This is a genomic window from Pseudoalteromonas sp. 2CM37A, assembly GCF_023161885.1.
Lineage (GTDB): Bacteria > Pseudomonadota > Gammaproteobacteria > Enterobacterales > Alteromonadaceae > Pseudoalteromonas > Pseudoalteromonas atlantica.
This window is the reverse complement of sequence record NZ_JALNTJ010000002.1, coordinates 394170-414133: the sequence shown is the minus strand read 5'-3', so window position 1 is coordinate 414133 and position 19964 is coordinate 394170. Positions and strand designations below refer to the sequence as shown.

The window sequence follows — 19964 nt, the reverse complement described above, 5'->3', positions numbered from 1 at the left end:
AAAAAGCTAAAATAAAACCGTAACCATTTGTTATTAAATAACTAAAAACGCTTTAAACCACGTATTGATAAATTTAAATTATCACCATAATCAATACATATAGACTCTCAATAAACAAGTCAACCACCCGCCTTTTAACGAACTTTAAGCCTTTGATTTAATATTCAATGTGAATGAATAAAGCCATCATTTATAAGTATTTTTCAACATCGGACATACGTCCTGTACTTAGTTTACATTTGCCGTAATGATGCTAGATTGACAACAAATTTTTATAAAAAGGCTTAGTTATGGAAAAGGTATTTCACTTAGGATTATGTATTGACGATTTAAAAGGGGCTGAACTTGCTATCGTCCCTGGTGACCCAGATCGTGCTGCACGCATTTCTCAATTCCTAGACAACCCAACCTGCCTTGCTCAAACACGTGAGTTTCATGTTTATTTAGGCCAGTTAAATGGTCACTCTGTGGTGATTTGTTCAACCGGTATTGGCGGCCCTTCAACCTCTATTGCTGTAGAGGAGCTGGCACAGCTTGGCGTACGTACTTTCTTACGTATTGGTACTACTGGGGCAATTCAGCCACATATTAATGAAGGTGATATTTTAGTAAGCCAAGCGTCTGTGCGTTTAGATGGCGCAAGCCAACACTTTGCACCACTTAGCTACCCTGCGGTATCTGACTTTTTTGCCACTCAAGCTATGGTGCAAGCGTGTAAAAACCTAGATATCGACTTCCACATTGGTATTACTGCCTCAAGCGATACATTCTACCCAGGGCAAGAGCGTTACGATACGCACTCGGGTTATGTACCTAAGTCATTACAAGGTAGCTGTGAAGAGTGGCAAAACCTAGGCGTGATGAACTACGAAATGGAGTCTGCTACCTTATTTACCATGTGTGCAGCGCTAGGCCTTAAAGCGGCGTGTGTTGCCGGTGTATTGGTTAACCGTACTCGCCAAGAAATTCCAAATGTTGATCACGGTGAAATTGAGAAAAAATCAGTGGCTGTGGTATTAGAAGCTGCAAAAGTACTATTAGGCTAATGCCTTTTTAGCGCTTTAATAAAACGCATAAAGCACAGCAATTGCTGTGCTTTATTGTTTTTAGCTTAACCTGAACTCTGGTTACCTTAGCTTTGCGCTAATCACTTCTATTTCTGGCAAATTGCTAAAGCTTGCAAGTACCGCACGTGCTACTCCCCCTTGGTTTTCATGGCCTTGGGTTTCTAACAGTGTAATTGCTTTAATCGTTTTATCGTTAAAGCTAAGACCCGCTAAAAACAATTGACTAAGCGCACTTTGTAGTGGCGAAAGGCTTGGGCTGTAAGCCGCGTTTTCTGCGTAACTGCCGTAAAAGTCACCATTGTTAAAGGTGCTTATTTTAACTGCGCTAAAGTTGTTACTGTAAGGTACGTAGGCCATTAGCGCCATGGCTGCTAGCTTTTCATCAAGAGCTGTATCTGCAAATGTGTGTTGCTGCTGTTTTGGGTTAAACAGGCTAAAATCGTTGCCTAAATCAGTGGGGCCAAATGAATGCGGTAATAAATCAGCTAATTTAAAATGTTGCTCTGGCAGTAAAATATCAAACTCTTTTGCATCAGCCAGTTCGTTCATAAACTGCCTGCAATAACCACATGGGGCATCGCTAATTGCTATTTTTAGTATTTTTTTTGCGCCATTTAACCACGCATTGTTAATCGCTGACTGCTCTGCATGCACGACTAAACTAAGCGCTTGGTGATCAAACTCGACATTCGCACCAAAATAAAAATTTATATCACCTTGCTCATCAAGTGCTTTAACAATAGCTCCCACATGAAAATGAGAAACAGGAGCCACGGAAAATTCAGACGCTAAAGGCACTAAACCTTGTAATAACGCGTCATCAGATACATTAAGTTGCGCGCATAATTGGCTAATATCGTTAGGATGTAAAATACCGCGCTGGGCTTTTAATTGGCTGCGTAATGCTTGAGTTTGCGTAACGCTTAGTGAGATATGTGAATTTGTGAGTGCTGTGTCTTGTTGCACAGTAAAAGTTGCTGATGCCATAACATATTATAATTATTTAATGGCTAAGTAGTTTAAAAGGTTAGGCGCCTAAATGCCAGCAAAAAAAGGGAGCACACTGTGCTCCCCTATTTTTTAGTTAAAGTAGACTAACCAGTATTGCGCATACCTGCGGCTATACCTGTCATAGTGATCATTAATGCATTATCAATATCACCTTCACTTACTTTATCGCTTGAGCGCGAGCGGCGCAGCAGCTCAACTTGCAGTACATTAAGCGGATCGGTGTACGGATTACGCAGCGCAATCGACTCTTTTATCCATGGTTGATCTGCCAATAAGCTATTTTGTGGGCTAAGCGATTGCACTAAGCTAATTGCTTCTTCTAGCTCTTTACGTAACGAAGTACCTAGTGGTTTGTACATATCTTCCACCAGCGCGTTATCGTAATGCTCACTTAACCAGCTATCGGCTTTACTAAATACCATTTCTAGCATTTCAAGACGTGCTCTGAAAAATGGCCATTGCAGGCTCATTTCGTGCAGTGTTTCTATGCCGTATTTATCGAGTGCCGCTTTTAAGCCTGTTAATGCGCCAAGCCATGCAGGTAACATTAAACGGTTTTGGCTCCATGCAAAAATCCATGGAATAGCACGTAAGCTCTCTACCCCACCATTTGGGTTACGTTTCGCAGGACGCGAGCCCAACGGTAATTTAGACAGCTCTAGCTCAGGCGTTGCCATTCTAAAGTAAGGAACAAAGTTTTCATCATGGCGAACCACATTACGGTAGTGATCGCACGACTGCTCGCTTATCAACTTCATCACTTCACGCCATTCTTGCTTAGGCTCTGGCGGTGGTAATAAGTTACTTTGCAGTACAGCACCCGCGTAAATATTTAAACTTTGCAGTGCTACATCGGGTAAACCAAACTTAAAGCGGATCATTTCGCCTTGCTCAGTTACTCGCAAGCCACCTTTTAATGAACCAGGCGGTTGTGAATGCAATGCTTGTGCAGCAGGTGCCCCACCGCGCCCTACCGTACCACCACGACCATGGAATAAAACAAGTTCAATGCCGCGCTTATCGGCAAGCTGCACTAGTTTATCCATTGCTTCGTACTGTGCCCAGCCCGCGGCCATCATGCCGGCGTCTTTAGCTGAATCAGAATAACCAATCATGACATTTTGGGTATTTTTAATATGCCCGCGGTACCATACATTATCAAGCAACGTGGTAATTACATCACTACCAGCGTTTAAATCGTCAAGCGTTTCAAACAAAGGCGCTACTGGTAAATCAAACTGACAGCCACTTTCTTTTAAAAGCAGTTGTACAGCTAAAATGTCAGAGGCGGTACGCGCCATTGAAATAATATACAAGCCAAATGTTTTTTCATCTTGCTTAGCTATTACATCAAAGGTGTCGAGCACTTCTTGCACCTCTGGACTAGGTTGCCAGTTTTTAGGAATAAGCGGACGGCGTGAGTTAAGCTCGGTAAGCAAAAATGCTTGCTTATCTTGCTCTTGCCATTGGTTGTAATCGCCTAAGCCTAGGTGGCGTGTAAGCTCAGAAAACACATCGCTGTGGCGGTCTGAATCTTGGCGTACATCAAGTTTTGCCAAACGCAGGCCAAAGCTATTTATACGGTGCAGTAAATCAAGTAATAAACCATCGGCGACAACTTTCATGTTGCACTTTAATAAAGAGCGATAGCACACCTCTACTGGGTGCTTGATTTGATTTATATCAGTGATTAAGTCTTCTGAATCGCTGCGCTTATTCTTGATTTTTGCACCTAAATGCACCACTGTTTCAGAGACTTGGTTTTTAAGCTTTTTAAGTACAGCGCGATAAGGTTCAAAGTCTTGTCCTGCCAGCTCAATTAGCTCATCGCTTGCATCTGACATGCTCAGCTCTGCGCTTAGCGTGTCAATATCACGGCTGTATAAATCAAGCGCCATCCAACGACCATGGTCAAGTACTTGCTGTGTTACCTGTGCGGTTACAAATGGGTTACCGTCACGGTCTCCGCCCATCCAAGAGGTAAACTCAATGGGGCTGTAATCAATTGGGAGCTCTAAACTTAAATGCTCTTTAACTTGATCTGAAAACTCACGTAAAAAGCGTGGCACAGCGTGCCATAAGCTGTTTTCAATAACAGCGTATCCCCATTTAGCTTCATCAACTGGGCTTGGGCGAGAACGACGAATATCATCGGTGTGCCATGCTTGACTGATAAGCTGAGCGATGCGATTTAAAATAGCTTCACGCTCTTGTGGTAAATTGTCTTTGCGCTCAAGCGAGGCTAAACAATCACTTAATTCTACGTGCTTATTAATAATTGTACGGCGCGTCACCTCGGTTGGGTGAGCGGTTAATACTAAGTTTATGTGGAGTTTTGAGAGTGTTTCGGCCAGATGATTACTATCTAATTGGCCTTCTTTTGCTTTTGCAGTTAACGTTTTTAATGTTTGAGTGAGAGGATTTAGTTGGCAAAAACCAACATCATTAAAACGCGAAACAGTGTGGAACTGCTCTGCTACATTAGCTAAATTTAAAAAATGATTAAATGAACGGGCAACCGGTAAAAGCTCTTCATCACTAAGCGCATGTAGTACCTCAATTAGCGCTTGTCTGTCGTCTTCGTTACCACTGCGAGATGACTTTGATAAAGCACGAATTTCCTCTACTTTATCTAAAATCGCTTGGCCTTGGGCATCTTTAATAGTTTGTCCTAGTAGCTGCCCAAGTAAATTAACATTACCTCGCAAGGCGGCATATTGTTCACTCATTTCTCAGTCTCCTTTGTTTCATGGAATGCTATTAATATCATCATGAGCGCAGATTTAATAGATCCATTTGCAATGGTGAATCGTAATTAGCTATATGTAAATTATTAGAAAACGGCTTTTATGATCATTTTTTACGACGCCAGCTGCCCGCTTTGCAATACCGAAATGCAGCACCTTAAAGATGCTGATACTAAACATAAAATTGTTTTAGAAGACCTTAATAGCCACGATTTTAGCGCACGTTATCCAAGTGTTAATAAAAACAAGGCCATGGCTATATTGCATGCACAGTTACCAACTGGCGAGATAATTTACGGCTTAGATGTTACCTATCAAGCGTGGAAAACAGTAGGAAAATACCGCTGGTTGAAAATTTTTCGCTTGCCAATAATTCGCTACTTCGCTGATGCCGCCTATATGTTTTTTGCAAAACATAGACAAAAAATTAGCCGTTTCCTCATGCCAAACGCCTCCTGTTTAAACGGCCAATGCACCGTTAATACAAAGGACAAACAATGAAAACAATTGTTTTATTTGGTGCCAGCAGCGCAATAGCACAAGCTTATATTGAGCACCTACAAATAAATGCACCCACAGTGCAAGTTATATGTGTTAGCTCAAAAAAGGCAGATACAAATAGTAATGTTGTTTACATAAAGAGCGATTACACAGCGCAAAGCTTAGCCAAGGTTACAACTTACTTAAAAGAGCAAAATGCCGATATTCAACAAGTCGTTATGTTTAATGGCACATTGCACAATAAAAACCACATGCCAGAAAAAAAGCTAGAAGAGCTAAACGCAGACTATTTTAACGAATTATTTAATTCCAACACACTCACTCCCTTACTGTGCTTGCAGAGCATTTTACCGCTGTTAACACATAAAACGCAGTGCACTATAACGGCGCTCAGTGCGCGTGTGGGCAGTATTAACGATAATAAATTAGGTGGTTGGTATACATACCGCGCATCTAAAGCGGCCTTAAACATGCTATTTAAAACCGCAGCGGTAGAACTGGCGCGCCGAGCTAAAAATACTAAACTGGTGTTATTTCATCCGGGCACTACCGATACTGCGCTTTCAAAACCATTTCAAAAAAACGTACCTGCGGATAAGCTTTTTAGCGCTGAATTTGTAGCTAAACAGCTTTTTACATTTACGTTTAATAACCCTCATTTAGAACTTAACGGTGAGCCCGCCTATTTAGATTGGCAAGGCGAAGCCATACCCTGGTAAGGACCTTTAATGCATTTTACTAAAGAGCGCATAAACGCACTTGAAAAACACACTCGTACTCATTTAATTAATTCACTTTCGGGTTTTAAAAGCGCCAACTTAATTGGCACGCAAGACAAGCAAGGCAATACAAATGTAGCTATTGTTAGCTCGGTTATTCATTTAGGGGCTCACCCGCCATTGGTTGGCATGATAATGCGCCCTAATAGCGTGCCTCGCCATACGTTTGAAAACATCATAGAAACCGGCTGTTACACCATTAACCAAGTTAATAAGGCCATATATAAGCAAGCTCATCAAACATCAGCTCGCTACGATAAAGGCGAGTCAGAATTTGACGCAACAGGTTTAACGCCAGAATACCTAAATGAATTTACAGCCCCTTTTGTGCAAGAGTCGCGATTAAAATACTCTGTGAAATACGTTGAGCACCAACACTTAGCCGTTAATGGCACCGAGCTGGTTATAGGTGAAATTACTGATGTGTATTTAGATGAAGCGGCGCTACAAAGTGATGGCTTTTTAGATTTACAAGCTATTGAGACTGTGGCTGTAACTGGGCTTGATAGTTACCACACTAGCAATAAATTATCGCGTTTACCTTACGCTAAAAAACCTTAGCATGCATGTTGTCGCATAATATTGAATTATGGTTTTACATTAAACACAATGCCTAACACCAATCTGCTTATTGGGGCTTTTTAACATTTTAGTGAAATTTAATTTGTTCAATTGCTCAAGTATTTATGCAGCTTGGTATTGAAACCAAGGAGACTTTTATGGCCACACTAGGCGTTGGTACACACACAAGCGAGCAAGCATTAGCGGGATTAAGCAATATGACCGCCAATGTAACCCCTATTCAAGCAGATGAATATTTACAGCGCATTGCAAAAGCACAAGCTTATATGCAAGCAAATAATATTGATGCAATTTATTTAAATGCAGGTACAAACCTCACTTACTTCACAGGTATGAAATGGTATGCAAGTGAGCGCATGGTTGGCGCCATTTTACCCGCTATAGGCGATGTACAATACATAGCCCCTTATTTTGAAATTGGCACCCTAAACGGCTTTAAAGTGATTGAAGGCCCCATTCATGGATGGCAAGAACACGAAAGTCCATATGCGTTATTTGTAAGTGTACTCAAGCAGCTCAACATTAATGACAATGCCACAATAGGCATTGATGAAAGTGCCCAATTTTTTATATTCGACGGTATTAACAAAGCGCAAAAAGGCCTAAATATAGTTAATGCACAGAGCGTTACTGCACATTGCCGCATGCATAAGTCGGTAAACGAATTAGCGCTCATGCAATGCGCAATGGATATGACTTTAGCTGTACATCAAGCAACTGCAAGCATGCTTTACGAAGGTATTACCACCACAGAGGCAGAAGCCTTCATTAAAAAAGCGCATCAAAAAGTAGGTGCCCCCGGTAACTATTTTTGTATTGTTTTATTTGGTGTGGCGACCTCATTTCCACATGGCGTTAAAGATGCGCAAGTGCTTAAAAAAGGCGATATGGTATTAATAGATACCGGTTGCAAAGTGCATGATTACCTTTCAGATATAACCCGCACCTATGTATTTGGTGAGCCAACAGTGCGCCAGCGCATGTTTTGGGATCATGAAAAAGCAGCGCAACTCGCCGCCTTTAGTGCTGCAAAAATTGGCGCTACGTGTGAAGCAGTTGATGCCGGCGCTCGTCACTATTTAGCGGCTCAAGGATTGGGGCCACAGTACCAAACACCGGGCTGCCCGCATCGTACGGGCCATGGTATTGGCTTAGATATTCACGAATGGCCTTATTTAGTCGGTGGAGACAAAACCCCACTTGCACCTGGCATGTGTTTTAGTAACGAGCCAATGCTAGTAATACCTGATGAATTTGGTGTACGTTTGGAGGATCACTTTTATATGACCGACAACGGCCCGCATTGGTTTACACAACCAAGTTATAGTATTGACGACCCGTTTGGGCTGAACGCTTAAACCCTTTATAAAGAGCAGCCATTAGCTGCTCTTTTTAGTTTGAGGATTGATAATGCATACTTCATCCCAATATCGTTTGTTATACCAAAGCAATCCGCAAAAGGATGAATATGAAAAACTTTAAAATTGATATCGTGTCAGACGTAATGTGCCCATGGTGCGTAATAGGTTACAAAAACCTAGAAACAGCGCTTGGCCAACTTAAAGACGAGATGAGTGCAGATATTACGTGGCATCCTTTTGAGCTAAATCCTGACATGCCGCTTGAAGGTCAAAATTTAAACGAGCACCTAATGCAAAAGTACAACCTAAGCGAAGAGCAAGGCGATGAAAATCGTAAAAACATGTTCGAAGCAGGTCAGCGTGCCGGGTTTACCTTTAATTTTGATGGTGAGCGCATCATGATCAACAGCTTTGATTTACACCGCCTACTTACCTGGGCGCGTGAAGAAGATAAGCAAACCGAATTAAAGCTTGCCATGTTTAAAGCACACTTCACCGATTTAAAATACTTAAATCAAGAAGAGGCACTGCTTGATTTAGTAGAAAGTGTTGGCCTTGATAAAGAACAGGCGCGTAGTATTTTACACTCAGATAAATACGTTCAAACAGTACGCCAAGAGCAAGACCGCTTTAAGCAACTCGGTATTACCTCAGTCCCTACATTTATTATCAACGATAAATACGCAATCAGTGGCGGACAACCAAGCGACTCGTTTATTCAAGCACTAAAACAAATTAGTGAAGAAGAAGCCAAGCAAGACGCTTAGCAAGTAAGCTGCTGTTTAACATATATAAGGCTGCGCAATGCAGTCTTATATGATTATTAAGGGTGCAGTGTAACTTAACTGTCTACGTGAGCCGATATTTCTATAAGCTTTTAACAAAAACCCTCTGCTACTCAAACCTTACGCTCTGCACTTTTATAAAAGTGCTGGCACTATACGTGCATTGTCTATTATGTGTTCTTAATGAGTGTGCTGCGCGCTATTTTATTTCAAATGCCACGTAAATATTACAAGGTGCTATTAACTTCTTTCATACCGCCATTCACTCTCACTATTACTTAAGGGCTAACGAGTAACCAATTACGCATAAGGGGCAAGCATGGCTAAGTCAGCAACATTATACAGAATGGTAACCAATGAGCATATTTGCCCATTTGGACTCAAATCAAAAGATTTACTTAAGCGAAAGGGCTATAAGGTAGATGATAAGCCGCTGACTTCGCGCGAAGAAACCGATGCATTTCAACAAAAGCACAATGTTGATACCACACCACAAACATTTATCGATAACGAACGCATTGGCGGGTATGACGACCTGCGCGCTTACTTTAATAAATCGGAGCCTGGTCAACAAGGTACTACTTATACTCCCGTAACGGCCATTTTTGCTGTTACCTTATTGCTTGCCTTTGCATTTAGCTACTCGACTGGCTTTGCACTTTTTTCAATGCATACAGTTATGCTGTTTGTCGCGTTAACAATGGGCGTACTGGCTATTCAAAAATTACGCGACTTATACAGCTTTAGTAATTCTTTTATAACCTATGATTTATTTGCGATGAAAGTAGTGAGATATGCTTATGTGTATCCATTTTTAGAAGCATTTGTAAGTATTGGCATGATTGCAGGGCTTTCAGCTTATATTGTTGCACCAATTTCTTTATTTATTGGGGGTGTTGGTGCCGTGTCGGTGATTAAGGCTGTTTACATAGACAAACGAGAGCTTAAATGTGCCTGTGTTGGCGGAGATAGTAATGTACCGCTGGGGTTTGTCTCTCTGACCGAAAACCTGTTTATGATTGCTGCGGGTATCTGGATGTTTATTAAATAAAAAAACTGAATACTAAACAGGCTGCAGTGTGCAGCCTTTTTACTATTTGTCAGCGAGCTTATTAAGTACGATAAAGCACTTTAATTACATGCCAGCCAAATTTAGTTTTAACTAAATGTGGCTCTAAAATAGCGCCATTAAAGGCTATTTTGTCAAACTGTGGAACCATTTGCCCGCGTCTAAATTCGCCAAGGTCACCGCCTTTTTTACCTGATGGGCACGACGAGTATTTTTTAGCTAAGGTTTGAAACTTGGCACCTTTACCTAATTGCTTAATAATGTCTTCTGCTATTTCTTTGTGTTTAACCAATATGTGGAGTGCGTGCGCTGTACTTGCCATTTCAAAGCCCTGATAATTTAAAACGCGGCGATTTTAGCACAGCCACCTAAACCTAGCATCTACTTATAGCTAAGTTAACTTAGCCAATTATAAATAATGTTTTGTATCCTCTGGGTTGGGTACTCTGCAATACTGATATTTGCCAAATAAGGTATACCGGTTTAAAGCAATTTTATCGTATAGCCAATTATTAAAGGTGTTGGGTAAAACACTAAATACAGTGGCTAGTTTGTAGGGGTAACCTAGCTGCTTAACCACTTCAAAAAAAGCATGGCTTTGCGTGTACGCTTTGCCGTTTTGTAGGTAAACCATTGAGGCGTATTGTGTGGTTGAAAAACCAAAGTGAGTTAATAACAGTGCACCTTTTGGGGATTGCACGCTGCACAGTTTAAAAATGGCAGTGGCATCGTTACTAATTATAAAATTACACCACGCACTACATAATTTGCACTGTGCATCGAATAATATAATTTTTTGATTACGCATTAATGTAGCCGCATCATCACTCATTTTATACCCCTTAAGCAGTTACTGCTGAACCGGCTTTTTTTGTAACTTACGCTGCAATGTGCGCCTATGCATATTGAGTTGCCGCGCAGTGGCCGACACATTACCGTTATTACTATGTAGCACTTGCTGAATATGCTCCCACTCTAAGCGCTCTGGTGACATAACTGGTGTGGCAAAATCACTAACATTTTGTGTATTTAAATCTGCGTTTAGGGCCTTTAATAGCGTGGCCATATCAACGGGTTTAGTAAGGTAGTCGTTAGCGCCTAAACGCATGGCCTCTACTGCGGTGGCAATGCTTGCAAACCCTGTTAATAATACAATATACGCCTGCGGTAATAAGCTGCGAAGTGGCTTAATTAAGCCAAGGCCGTTATCGTCACCTAGTTTCATATCGAGCAAAATAAAATCTGGTAAGTGTTTATGTGCACTGAGTAATGCATCACTTTGGTTATGCGTAACTTCACAACTAAAGCCTTGCTTTGTTAAACGCCGAGCAAGTGTACTGGCAAGGTTTATATCGTCTTCAATTATCAGTAATTTCATGTAAGTGATTGCTCATTATTTGCTATGGCTAATTTTACTTTAGCCACTGCCCCGCCACCAGCGTGATTATACAAAGTTAACGAGCCGTTTAGTCGCTCAAACGTTACATTAGAAAGTAAAACCGCAAGCCCCATACCTTGGCTGCTAGGCATAAGTTGCCCGCCAAGCTCTGCTAATTGTGAGTGGCTAAAACCGCTACCAAAATCACGAATTAGCAAATATATACTTTCACTGTGTTGATTATCTTGCTGCCAGCTTAGCTCTAACTGGGTTTGGTTATTTTTTTGATTAGCAATGCATGCATTTTGTAGCAAATTAAGTATGGCGGGCAATAGCATTGCATCACTTTTTAAGGTGGCTGCTATTGGCTCACTTAACCAATTAATGTGCTGATCAGGGTATTGCAGTAATAATGTATCGATGATCTGCGTTTGTAGCTGCTTTACTGTAATGTGCTCGGTGGTATTTTTATTACGAAGCTGAGCAGAGAGCTTTCTAAAGTCATTTAATTGCCTAGCACATTGCTTGAGCGGCGTTTGCATTTGCACCACGACAGGGTTATTTGGCTGATCTTCTAAAAGCTCTTCAAATAGTAATTGTAAGTTAGCGATAGGACTGGCTAGTTGATGGGTTATTTGCGCAGCTGCGCCATCTAGGGTTACCAGTTGCTCGTTGCGCAATTGCTGCTCGCGAGCTTTAGCTATTGTGCGCTCTCGCTCCTTTAATGCTCTACTCATAGCGCCAATAACCAAAGCGATAACGCTTGCACTTAAAACAAAATTCACCCACATGCCTATAAAATGCCCGCTCATATTCATTTGATGCATACTGTGATCGGGCATTCTAATTAATAAAAAGCTATAGGCGGCAATAGCAAGAACCGCTATATAAGCGAGTCCTTTTTCACGAAGGGTGACCGCTGCAATCATGATAGGTAGCAATAATAGCGATACAAACGCATTGGTTGCGCCGCCACTTAATGAGAGCAAAATAGTTAAAAACAGCACATCCGCAGTGAGCTGCATTAACATGCCAACTGGGCGAGCTTGGCTCACATTTCGATAGGCAAATACGCTCACTAATTGAAATATCGCCTCTATGGCTATTACCACTAATAAAGGGAGTAACGCTATTTGGTGTTCTAATAAAAAATACACGCTTAGTACAGCAATTAACTGCACAGCAATAGCACCACTTCGCAGCATTAAAAGGCGACTAATGGTCGGGTCGGTTTGCATAAACAAGGTGTGATGTACCTATAAAATTTAATACGTTAAAAAGTTAATCTTCATCCATTGATATAGTAAACAGCGCGCACGGGGGCCCTTGATGAAACACCATTTTCCATTGTTCATTACTTTTACGCCAAAGCGACATACGTAAGGAGTAATTAAACTCACTTCGGGCTGAGCGCCTATAAGCCGCTTGGTAACTAATTTGCGCGACATCATCGCTAAGCATTCGCCCTTTAAAGTGCTGATTATAAAACTGCGGAACAACCTCGGTAGGTAAACGTGTGAGTACGTGCTGCTTATCAAATACGGTGCCATTAGCTGCAATTTCAATAAATTCATCATCAAGTAAGGCATTTAATGCATGGCTTGATTGACGAACATCAGGGTCGAGCAACTGTCGTTCGGCCTCTATCAAGTGATTAAACAACGACACTTTTATTTTATTGCTCATGGGCTTCCTTATTATGTATGCAATTGCCACGTGTTTGTGTGTTTATATGTTAAACGGGCAGTAATTAATAATATCGGCTTACTTTAATTCACTCAAGCTAACAGCTTTAACGCAGTGCCATAAACGCAAGCCACTTACGTTTAAGTAAAGCCGCAAAATCATGCACTATTCAATTATATGCTGTTTAACACATCGCTACGTATAGTTTTAATACTTGCTTACTCTTTAAACAAGCTTTACGTTAAATTGCCCACAATTACTATTATTTACGAGACAAAACAGGTTAATAACTTCTCTTAAAGGGCAATTTTTGATATAACTCACCCATTAGCAATACACGTCAGACCACCTTTTTAAGAGAACACACTATGGCCTACGCACATATTACTGGTTGGGGTAAATGTATTCCACCAGCAAGCATTAGCAACGATGAAATTAGCGAAATAGTTGATACCAACGATGAGTGGATCACCACACGTACTGGTATTAAATCTCGTAGGGTTAGCCATGTTAGCACCGCAGAACTTGCAACCGTTGCCGCAAAGCACGCCATCGATTGTGCAGGGATTGACGCAAAAGATATCGATTTAGTTATTTTAGCAACGTGTACCCCTTCTACTGTAGTGGCCAATACCGCCTCTTTAGTACAGAAAAACATTGGTGCTACCGGCGCTGCAGCTATGGATACCAATGCTGCGTGTTCTGGTTTTTTATATGCCCTTCAGGCAGCTACCGCACAAATTCAGGCGGGTATGATCAAAAAAGCCGTGGTTATTGCTGCAGAGCGCATGACTTGGTATGTAAACTGGGCACGCCGTGACAGCGCTGTATTATTTGGTGATGGCGCAGGCGCAGTAGTATTAGAAGCCGCAGATACACCCGCAGGCCTGTTAGGTACTAAAACCGGTTGCGACAGCGAAGACAGAGACATTTTGCATATCACCAACTTTGGTAGTGATTTAAATAAATATGAGCCAATTGGCCCATCGGACTTACTGTTTGAAGGCCGTGAAATTTTCAAACGTGCCGTTAAAGGTATGAGCGAAGCGTGTGATGATGTATTAACGCAAGCCAACCTAAGCCTTGATGACATAAACGTATTAGTGCCACACCAAGCTAACTTACGTATTATTCAAGCAATTCAGCATCGTTTAAAAGTGCCAGATGAAAAAGTAATGGTAAACATTGCTGACTACGGTAATACCTCAGCCGCTACGATTGCTATTGCGTTATGTGAAGCCGTAGAGCAAGGCTTAATTAAGCCGCATTCAAATATTATGTCGGCAGCGTTTGGCGCAGGTTTAACGTGGGCAGCAAGCTATATAAAGTGGGGCGAGCGTGTTACGCCGATTAAAGTAAGTGATGCAACTTTGCCACCGTGTGAGCTAACCGGCCTTGAGCTTGTAGCCCCCGCAGTTAAAGCCTGCAAAGACGCTGAGCCGAGCTAAACGTTTTTAAAGCACATAAAAATTAAACGCACTTTTTAGTGCGTTTTTGTTTTTTAGGAGAACAAACTCATGGAGCTAACTACATGGAACTATTAGGCATTCATCATGCTGCTGTTATTTGCAGTGATTACGCCCACTCTAAGCACTTTTATAGTAACGTACTTAAACTTAAAGTTATTAACGAGCATTTTAGGGCCGCGCGTAATTCGTATAAATTAGATTTAGCGATGCCTGATGGCAGCCAAATAGAGTTATTTTCGTTTGATGGAGCACCTGCAAGACCAAGCTACCCAGAAGCGCAAGGCTTAAGGCATTTAGCATTTAAAGTTAAAAACGTTGCCCAAGCAAAGCAGTATTTAGAGTCACAAAATATAACTGTGGAAGAGATAAGAGTGGATGAAATAACCGGCAAAAAATTCACCTTTTTTGCCGATCCAGATAACTTACCGCTTGAGTTATACGAGGTATAACCCTCGTATAACAAGGTTTATTTAAAGCGGCTTTGCAAGTAATTAAATACCGCACGAATACCTAACGCTTCGCCGCCGGTTGGGCGCCCAGGTAAAGCACGTAAATTCCACGCCATTACATCAAAATGTACCCAGGGTGTGGTTGGCTCTACAAACTCTTTTAAATAAAGCGCCGCGGTAATTGCACCACCAAATGGTGTGCTGGCACAGTTTGCCATATCGGCTACATCGCTCTTTAAAAAGCTTTTGTACTGATCAAATAAAGGCAATTGCCATACAGGGTCGCTTACATCCATACCGGCATCAATAATACCATTTGCTACATCGCGCTCTGTTGAGAAAAAGCCCGGTAGCTCAGTACCTAAAGCAACACGACAAGCACCGGTAAGGGTCGCAAAGTCAATAATTAGCTCAGGGTTATCGTTTTGTGCCTCGCTAAGCGCATCACACAATACTAAACGCCCTTCTGCATCGGTATTGTCTATTTCAACCATAATGCCTTTACGCGTTTTAATTACATCACCTGGGCGAAATGCATTTCGCGATACCGCGTTTTCAACCGCAGGCACTAAAACACGCAGTCTAATTGGTAAATTAGCCGCCATAATTAGCTGCGCTAAAGCAATAACGTGCGCTGCCCCGCCCATGTCTTTTTTCATGTTACGCATGCCCGAGCTTGGTTTTAAATCAAGCCCGCCAGAGTCAAAACATACCCCTTTACCGACTAAGGTAATAAGTGGTGCGTTTTCATCGCCCCATTTTAAATCAAGTAATCGCGGTTTGTTTTCGCTGGCGCGCCCGACCATGTGTATTGTTGGGTAATTTTGCTCAAGTAGCTCATCGCCAATCCACTGGGTAAATTCGCCGTTGTAATTATTGGCTAAATCTTCCATTACTTGCGATAAATGCTGCGGCATCATATCTACCGCAGGTGTGTTTACTAAATCACGCGCTAAATAAATGGCATCAGCTTGTTGCTTAATACGCTGATACAGCGCTTCATCGGCAATGGCTAACTGTGCTTTTGCAGTTGGTTTTTCTTTATATTCACTAAATTCATAGCCGCCTAACACAAAACCAAGTGCGACTTGCTCTGTAAAGGCATCAGCGCCTTGAATTTGATACGTGCCCAGCGGTAATTTATTGGCAAGCTCGCCTGCGGCCCAAAAATCATTTTGGCTTTGTAATAAACAATAAACGTGGCTGAGCTCACCGGTTTGCGCGTCAGGCACAAGCGCTAAACCTTGCTTTTCAAAGCCGCTATTTGTTAACCATGTTTGGATAAAAGCCGGTTGTTGTGATTGCCAGTCAGTTAACTCGTTTTTAAGAATAAAAGATAAAGGAATACCAGAAGAAGTATGACGAAGTAATGCACTCATTGAAAAGCTCATATAATAAAAAATGGTAGCTCAAAGCATACCAATAAGACCGGCTAAAAGGTATAGCTAATTTTAGCCAGATTTATTCTTTATTAGGCGCTTTAGTGTGTTGTTTTAAATCCTCTTTAACTATTTCGGCGTCTAGCTCTTTAACTGGTTTATTAATGTTAAACGAGCTGGGCAATACATCTACACCTACCATTCTGCCTAGCTTTACAACCAATGGAATAGTAATAGGGGCAAACGGCAGTACGGCAAATACACCTAAGCCAAGCCCTTTTAAAATATCTACAAACTGCTCATTAGCACGCTTTAACTCTTCTTTGCTGGTTTGCCCTTGCGTGTAACGCCTATAAATGGTGAGCATTTCTATGGTTTCTTGCCTTTCTTGCGCAAGAGCAATTTTTAGCGCCACCATTGCACGACGAAAGCGAAGCTGTTGGCGCTTTTTACTAATTTTAACTACCCGCCAAGGCGCACGGTGAATAACTTTATATAATCGCATACCCTTTATTTTCACACATAAAGGGTTTTACACAAGAATAATTTACTTAATACGCCCTATACTTTACTCTTTTGCACCATAACAGTGCTCACAAGCTCATTTTTATGCAAAACAAACAAATAATAGTACTCCTCAAACCCCAAGAACCACAGCCTGATGAATGCTGCGGCGGAGGTAGCTGTAGCCCTTGTGTGTGGGACGAATACAGACAAAAATATCGTGACTGGCAAGCGCAAAACACACCACCTGCCTCACAAAAAGAAACAAGTTGATAACATCCACCCACCCACTTCGCGCATTAAATCTTCGAAAAAGCGATAAAACCGCACTTTATTAGTTCAAATTAGTTACATACTGCACCATTGTTGCAAATATATTTTATTTTGAACTTTTTGTTATTAAAGAGTTAATTATTAATTGCCCTGAAAGTTTTTTATGTATAGTCTGTACATAGGACTTCACATGAGGTGGGCTTTTAGCTTTAAGAAGTCGAGTAGGTTGACTCTTTATCCCCATGTGAATACGTCCAAAATTATAAATAAGTAATGTTAATTACTGCATTACGTACAAAATATATTCTAACTGGGGAAAATTAGAATGAAACTTAAAAGCAACGCGCTAAATCAAGCAATTAAATTTGCATTAGCAACAACAACCACCGCAGGTTTGTTTATTTCAGGTTCTGCTGTTGCAGCAGAAGAAAGTGAAACTAAAGTTAATAAAAACGTTGAAAAAATTGCCGTAGTGGGTACTCGCTCAGCGCCACGCTCTATTGGTGATTCACCGGTTCCTATTGATATTATTGGCGGTGAAGAGCTAGAAAAGTCTGGTAACACAGACATGCTAGAGCTACTTAAAGGCTCTGTTCCTTCTTTTAATGTTCACCAAAACCCAATCAGTGATGCTGCATCACTAGTACGCCCAGCTAACTTACGTGGCTTACCTTCAGACAGCACATTAATCCTTTTAAACGGTAAACGCCGTCACCGTGCTTCTGTTATTGCATTTTTAGGTGGTGGTATTAACGATGGTGCACAAGGCGCTGATATTTCAGTTATTCCTAGCATTGCACTTAAGCAAGTAGAAGTACTACGTGATGGTGCAGCAGCACAATACGGCTCAGATGCAATCGCAGGTGTAATGAACTTCCAACTTAAAGATGCCTCTGAAGGCGGTAAATTTGAAGTACGCCATGGTCAATACTACGAAGGCGACGGTGATACCACACAGATATCGGGTAACGTTGGCTTACCATTTACAGACAACGGTTTTGCTAACTTAAGTTTTCAATATAAAACAGCAGATGCAACAAGTCGCTCAGAGCAACGCCCTGATGCAGCCGCACTTTCTGCTGCAGGTGTACCAGAAGTGTCTTCGCTTGCGCAAGTTTGGGGTGCTCCAGAGGTTGATGACGACATTTCAATTTTTGGTAACTTTGGTTTAGAACTAACAAACGACTCAGAATTTTATATGTTTGGTAACTACTCTGAGCGTGATGTACGTGGTGGTTTTTACTACCGTAACCCGCACACTCGCCCAGGTGTATACTCAAACGATGGCGGTGAAACACTGCTTGTTGCCGATTTAACAGAAGACATGAGCGGTAACTGTCCAACTATCGCAATTGATGACAACGTACTAGATAACCCTGACTACATTAGCGGTGTTGCTAATAACCCTGATTGTTTTGCATTTAACGAAACCATTCCTGGCGGTTTTACACCTAACTTTGGTGGCAACATTACCGATACCTCTTTAACTATTGGTACAAAGGGTATGTTTACGGGTGGTTTCCTTAAAGATGCATTTTACGATTTAAGTGGTACGGTGGGTTTAAACGAATCTCGCTACTTTATTTACGACACGGTTAATGCGTCATTAGGTGCAGACAGCCCACGTGATTTTAGCCCAGGTAAATATGAGCAACTAGAGAAAAACTTTAACTTTGACCTTTCTAAAGGCTTTAATTTAGGCCTAGCGTACGATGTAAATATTGCCGGTGGTTTAGAATGGCACGAAGAAACATTTACTGTAATTTCGGGTGATGAAGCATCATTCACTGCAGGTCCTTTAACTGAGCAAGGTTTTGGTATTGGCTCTAATGGTTTCCCTGGTTTCAAACCTTCTGATGCAGGCGAATATACACGCCGTAACTACGCAGCTTATGTAGATATTGAAGCACCATTTACAGAAGAATTCTTAATGGGCCTTGCGGTACGTTTTGAAGATTACGACAGCTTTGGTACAACAACAAACTACAAAGTAATGGCGCAGTACCACGTAACTGAAGATCTAAATATTCGTGGCTCAGTAAGCACAGGTTTCCGTGCCCCTACTGTTGGCCAAGCTAACGTAAGTAACGTACAAACCAACTTAAGTGACGGTGTATTACAAGATTCAGCACTTTTACCACCAACAAACCCAATTGCAGTGCAATTAGGTGGTACAGAGCTTGAGCCAGAAGAATCGCAAAGCTACACATTAGGTGCGGTTTACACTATTGGCGATTTATTTGTAACACTTGATTACTACAACATTGAAGTTGATGACCGTATCAGCCAATCTGAAAAAATTGTACTTAGCCAAGATGATAAAGATACGTTAGAAGCAGCAGGCGTACCAAATGCGCAAAGCTATGCACAAGTGAGCTTTTTCACAAATGACTTTGATACAACAACACAAGGTATTGACTTAGTAGCAAACTACACAGCTGACATGCTAGGCGGAAGCTCTACATTTAGCCTGGCTTACAACTGGAATGAAACTGAGGTAACTAAGTTCAGCGACATTACTGGTGAGTTTAAAGTTAAGCGTTTAGAAGAAGATTTACCTAACCACCGTGCAACGCTTACTTGGGCACAGCAGTGGGAATCTTTTTCAATGTTTACCCGTGCTAATTACTACGGCGAATACCAAGGTGTTCACGTAGATTACGATGCAACAGCAAAAACAGCTGATGCAGCCGTGACCATTGACGCTGAAATAACGTACTTCTTAAATGAGTCTATTAGCTTCTCGGTAGGTGCACAAAACATCTTTGACCAAGACGCTGAAAAACTTGATTTTGAAGACCGTACGGGTATCCCTAACAATAACTGGGGTGGCCAATACTACGAAACGTCTCCATACGGTATTAACGGTGGCTTCTACTACGCGAAAGCAACCTATACTTTCTAATATTTTTTCATGATAAACC

Annotated in this window: 19 protein-coding genes; 10 read left to right on the top strand and 9 right to left on the bottom strand. The window is 41.5% G+C overall.

Annotated elements, in window-relative coordinates; genetic code table 11:
- Window positions 1–290: 290 nt before the first annotated feature.
- Window positions 291–1046: a uridine phosphorylase gene (udp, locus tag MTF68_RS05530; RefSeq protein ID WP_004588758.1), complete on the top strand. Its 756-nt coding sequence runs from the start codon at window positions 291–293 to the stop codon at window positions 1044–1046.
- Between the two features lie 81 nt (window positions 1047–1127).
- On the opposite strand, the gene cdd is transcribed toward udp, so the two are convergent.
- Together cdd and ppc are read right to left on the bottom strand one after the other, a co-directional pair.
- Window positions 1128–2054: a cytidine deaminase gene (gene cdd / locus MTF68_RS05525; RefSeq protein WP_121638428.1), complete on the bottom strand. Its 927-nt coding sequence runs from the start codon at window positions 2052–2054 to the stop codon at window positions 1128–1130.
- Window positions 2055–2161: 107 nt separating this feature from the next.
- The gene (gene ppc / locus MTF68_RS05520) at window positions 2162–4807 is read right to left on the bottom strand and encodes a phosphoenolpyruvate carboxylase (RefSeq protein ID WP_248461931.1); all 2646 of its coding nucleotides are present in this window, start codon (window positions 4805–4807) and stop codon (window positions 2162–2164) included.
- A 120-nt stretch (window positions 4808–4927) separates the two neighbouring features.
- Between ppc and MTF68_RS05515 the strand changes: the two genes are divergently transcribed.
- The 6 genes from MTF68_RS05515 to MTF68_RS05490 all read left to right on the top strand — a co-directional run bounded on the left by MTF68_RS05515 (window position 4928) and on the right by MTF68_RS05490 (window position 9884).
- On the top strand, window positions 4928–5326 hold the full coding sequence (locus MTF68_RS05515; protein ID WP_248461930.1) for a DUF393 domain-containing protein: 399 nt from the start codon (window positions 4928–4930) through the stop codon (window positions 5324–5326).
- Window positions 5323–6045 carry an SDR family NAD(P)-dependent oxidoreductase gene (locus MTF68_RS05510; RefSeq protein WP_248461929.1) on the top strand — a complete coding sequence of 241 codons (723 nt, stop codon included), beginning with the start codon at window positions 5323–5325 and terminating at the stop codon, window positions 6043–6045. The genes MTF68_RS05515 and MTF68_RS05510 overlap by 4 nt, the downstream gene beginning before the upstream one ends.
- A 9-nt stretch (window positions 6046–6054) precedes the next feature.
- Window positions 6055–6666 carry a flavin reductase gene (locus tag MTF68_RS05505; RefSeq protein ID WP_004588763.1) on the top strand — a complete coding sequence of 204 codons (612 nt, stop codon included), beginning with the start codon at window positions 6055–6057 and terminating at the stop codon, window positions 6664–6666.
- A 158-nt stretch (window positions 6667–6824) separates the two neighbouring features.
- Window positions 6825–8045 carry a Xaa-Pro peptidase family protein gene (locus tag MTF68_RS05500; protein WP_248461928.1) on the top strand — a complete coding sequence of 407 codons (1221 nt, stop codon included), beginning with the start codon at window positions 6825–6827 and terminating at the stop codon, window positions 8043–8045.
- 110 nt (window positions 8046–8155) lie between these two features.
- A complete protein-coding gene (locus MTF68_RS05495; RefSeq protein ID WP_248461927.1) occupies window positions 8156–8815 on the top strand; it encodes a DsbA family oxidoreductase in 660 nt (219 codons plus the stop codon).
- A gap of 337 nt (window positions 8816–9152) precedes the next feature.
- Window positions 9153–9884 (top strand): MauE/DoxX family redox-associated membrane protein, encoded by a 732-nt coding sequence (locus MTF68_RS05490; protein ID WP_029771692.1) that lies wholly within the window; start codon window positions 9153–9155, stop codon window positions 9882–9884.
- 61 nt (window positions 9885–9945) lie between these two features.
- Here the strand turns inward: MTF68_RS05490 and MTF68_RS05485 are convergent, their stop codons facing one another.
- The 5 genes from MTF68_RS05485 to MTF68_RS05465 all read right to left on the bottom strand — a co-directional run bounded on the left by MTF68_RS05485 (window position 9946) and on the right by MTF68_RS05465 (window position 12966).
- Window positions 9946–10224, bottom strand: coding sequence for a peptidylprolyl isomerase (locus MTF68_RS05485; RefSeq protein WP_004588770.1), 279 nt, complete (start codon window positions 10222–10224; stop codon window positions 9946–9948).
- Between the two features lie 87 nt (window positions 10225–10311).
- Entirely contained in the window at window positions 10312–10734 is a 423-nt protein-coding gene (locus tag MTF68_RS05480; RefSeq protein WP_248461926.1) for a DCC1-like thiol-disulfide oxidoreductase family protein, read from the bottom strand.
- 18 nt (window positions 10735–10752) lie between these two features.
- Window positions 10753–11280: a response regulator gene (locus MTF68_RS05475; RefSeq protein WP_248461925.1), complete on the bottom strand. Its 528-nt coding sequence runs from the start codon at window positions 11278–11280 to the stop codon at window positions 10753–10755.
- Window positions 11277–12518, bottom strand: coding sequence for an ATP-binding protein (locus MTF68_RS05470; protein WP_248462125.1), 1242 nt, complete (start codon window positions 12516–12518; stop codon window positions 11277–11279). Before MTF68_RS05470 ends, MTF68_RS05475 begins: the two co-directional genes overlap by 4 nt.
- A gap of 43 nt (window positions 12519–12561) precedes the next feature.
- Window positions 12562–12966 carry a nuclear transport factor 2 family protein gene (locus MTF68_RS05465; protein ID WP_248461924.1) on the bottom strand — a complete coding sequence of 135 codons (405 nt, stop codon included), beginning with the start codon at window positions 12964–12966 and terminating at the stop codon, window positions 12562–12564.
- Window positions 12967–13334: 368 nt separating this feature from the next.
- Here MTF68_RS05465 and MTF68_RS05460 point away from each other — a divergent pair, with 368 nt between their 5' ends.
- Window positions 13335–14414 carry a ketoacyl-ACP synthase III gene (locus MTF68_RS05460; protein ID WP_121638415.1) on the top strand — a complete coding sequence of 360 codons (1080 nt, stop codon included), beginning with the start codon at window positions 13335–13337 and terminating at the stop codon, window positions 14412–14414.
- 83 nt (window positions 14415–14497) lie between these two features.
- A complete protein-coding gene (locus MTF68_RS05455) occupies window positions 14498–14884 on the top strand; it encodes a VOC family protein (RefSeq protein ID WP_248461923.1) in 387 nt (128 codons plus the stop codon).
- A 17-nt stretch (window positions 14885–14901) separates the two neighbouring features.
- On the opposite strand, the gene MTF68_RS05450 is transcribed toward MTF68_RS05455, so the two are convergent.
- Together MTF68_RS05450 and MTF68_RS05445 are read right to left on the bottom strand one after the other, a co-directional pair.
- Window positions 14902–16263 (bottom strand): leucyl aminopeptidase family protein, encoded by a 1362-nt coding sequence (locus MTF68_RS05450; RefSeq protein WP_248461922.1) that lies wholly within the window; start codon window positions 16261–16263, stop codon window positions 14902–14904.
- Window positions 16264–16345: 82 nt separating this feature from the next.
- Window positions 16346–16768, bottom strand: a complete 423-nt coding sequence (locus MTF68_RS05445; RefSeq protein ID WP_024031949.1) for a hypothetical protein — start codon at window positions 16766–16768, stop codon at window positions 16346–16348.
- Window positions 16769–17365: 597 nt separating this feature from the next.
- Here MTF68_RS05445 and MTF68_RS05435 point away from each other — a divergent pair.
- Window positions 17366–19945, top strand: coding sequence for a TonB-dependent receptor (locus tag MTF68_RS05435; protein WP_248461920.1), 2580 nt, complete (start codon window positions 17366–17368; stop codon window positions 19943–19945).
- Window positions 19946–19964: the final 19 nt, after the last annotated feature.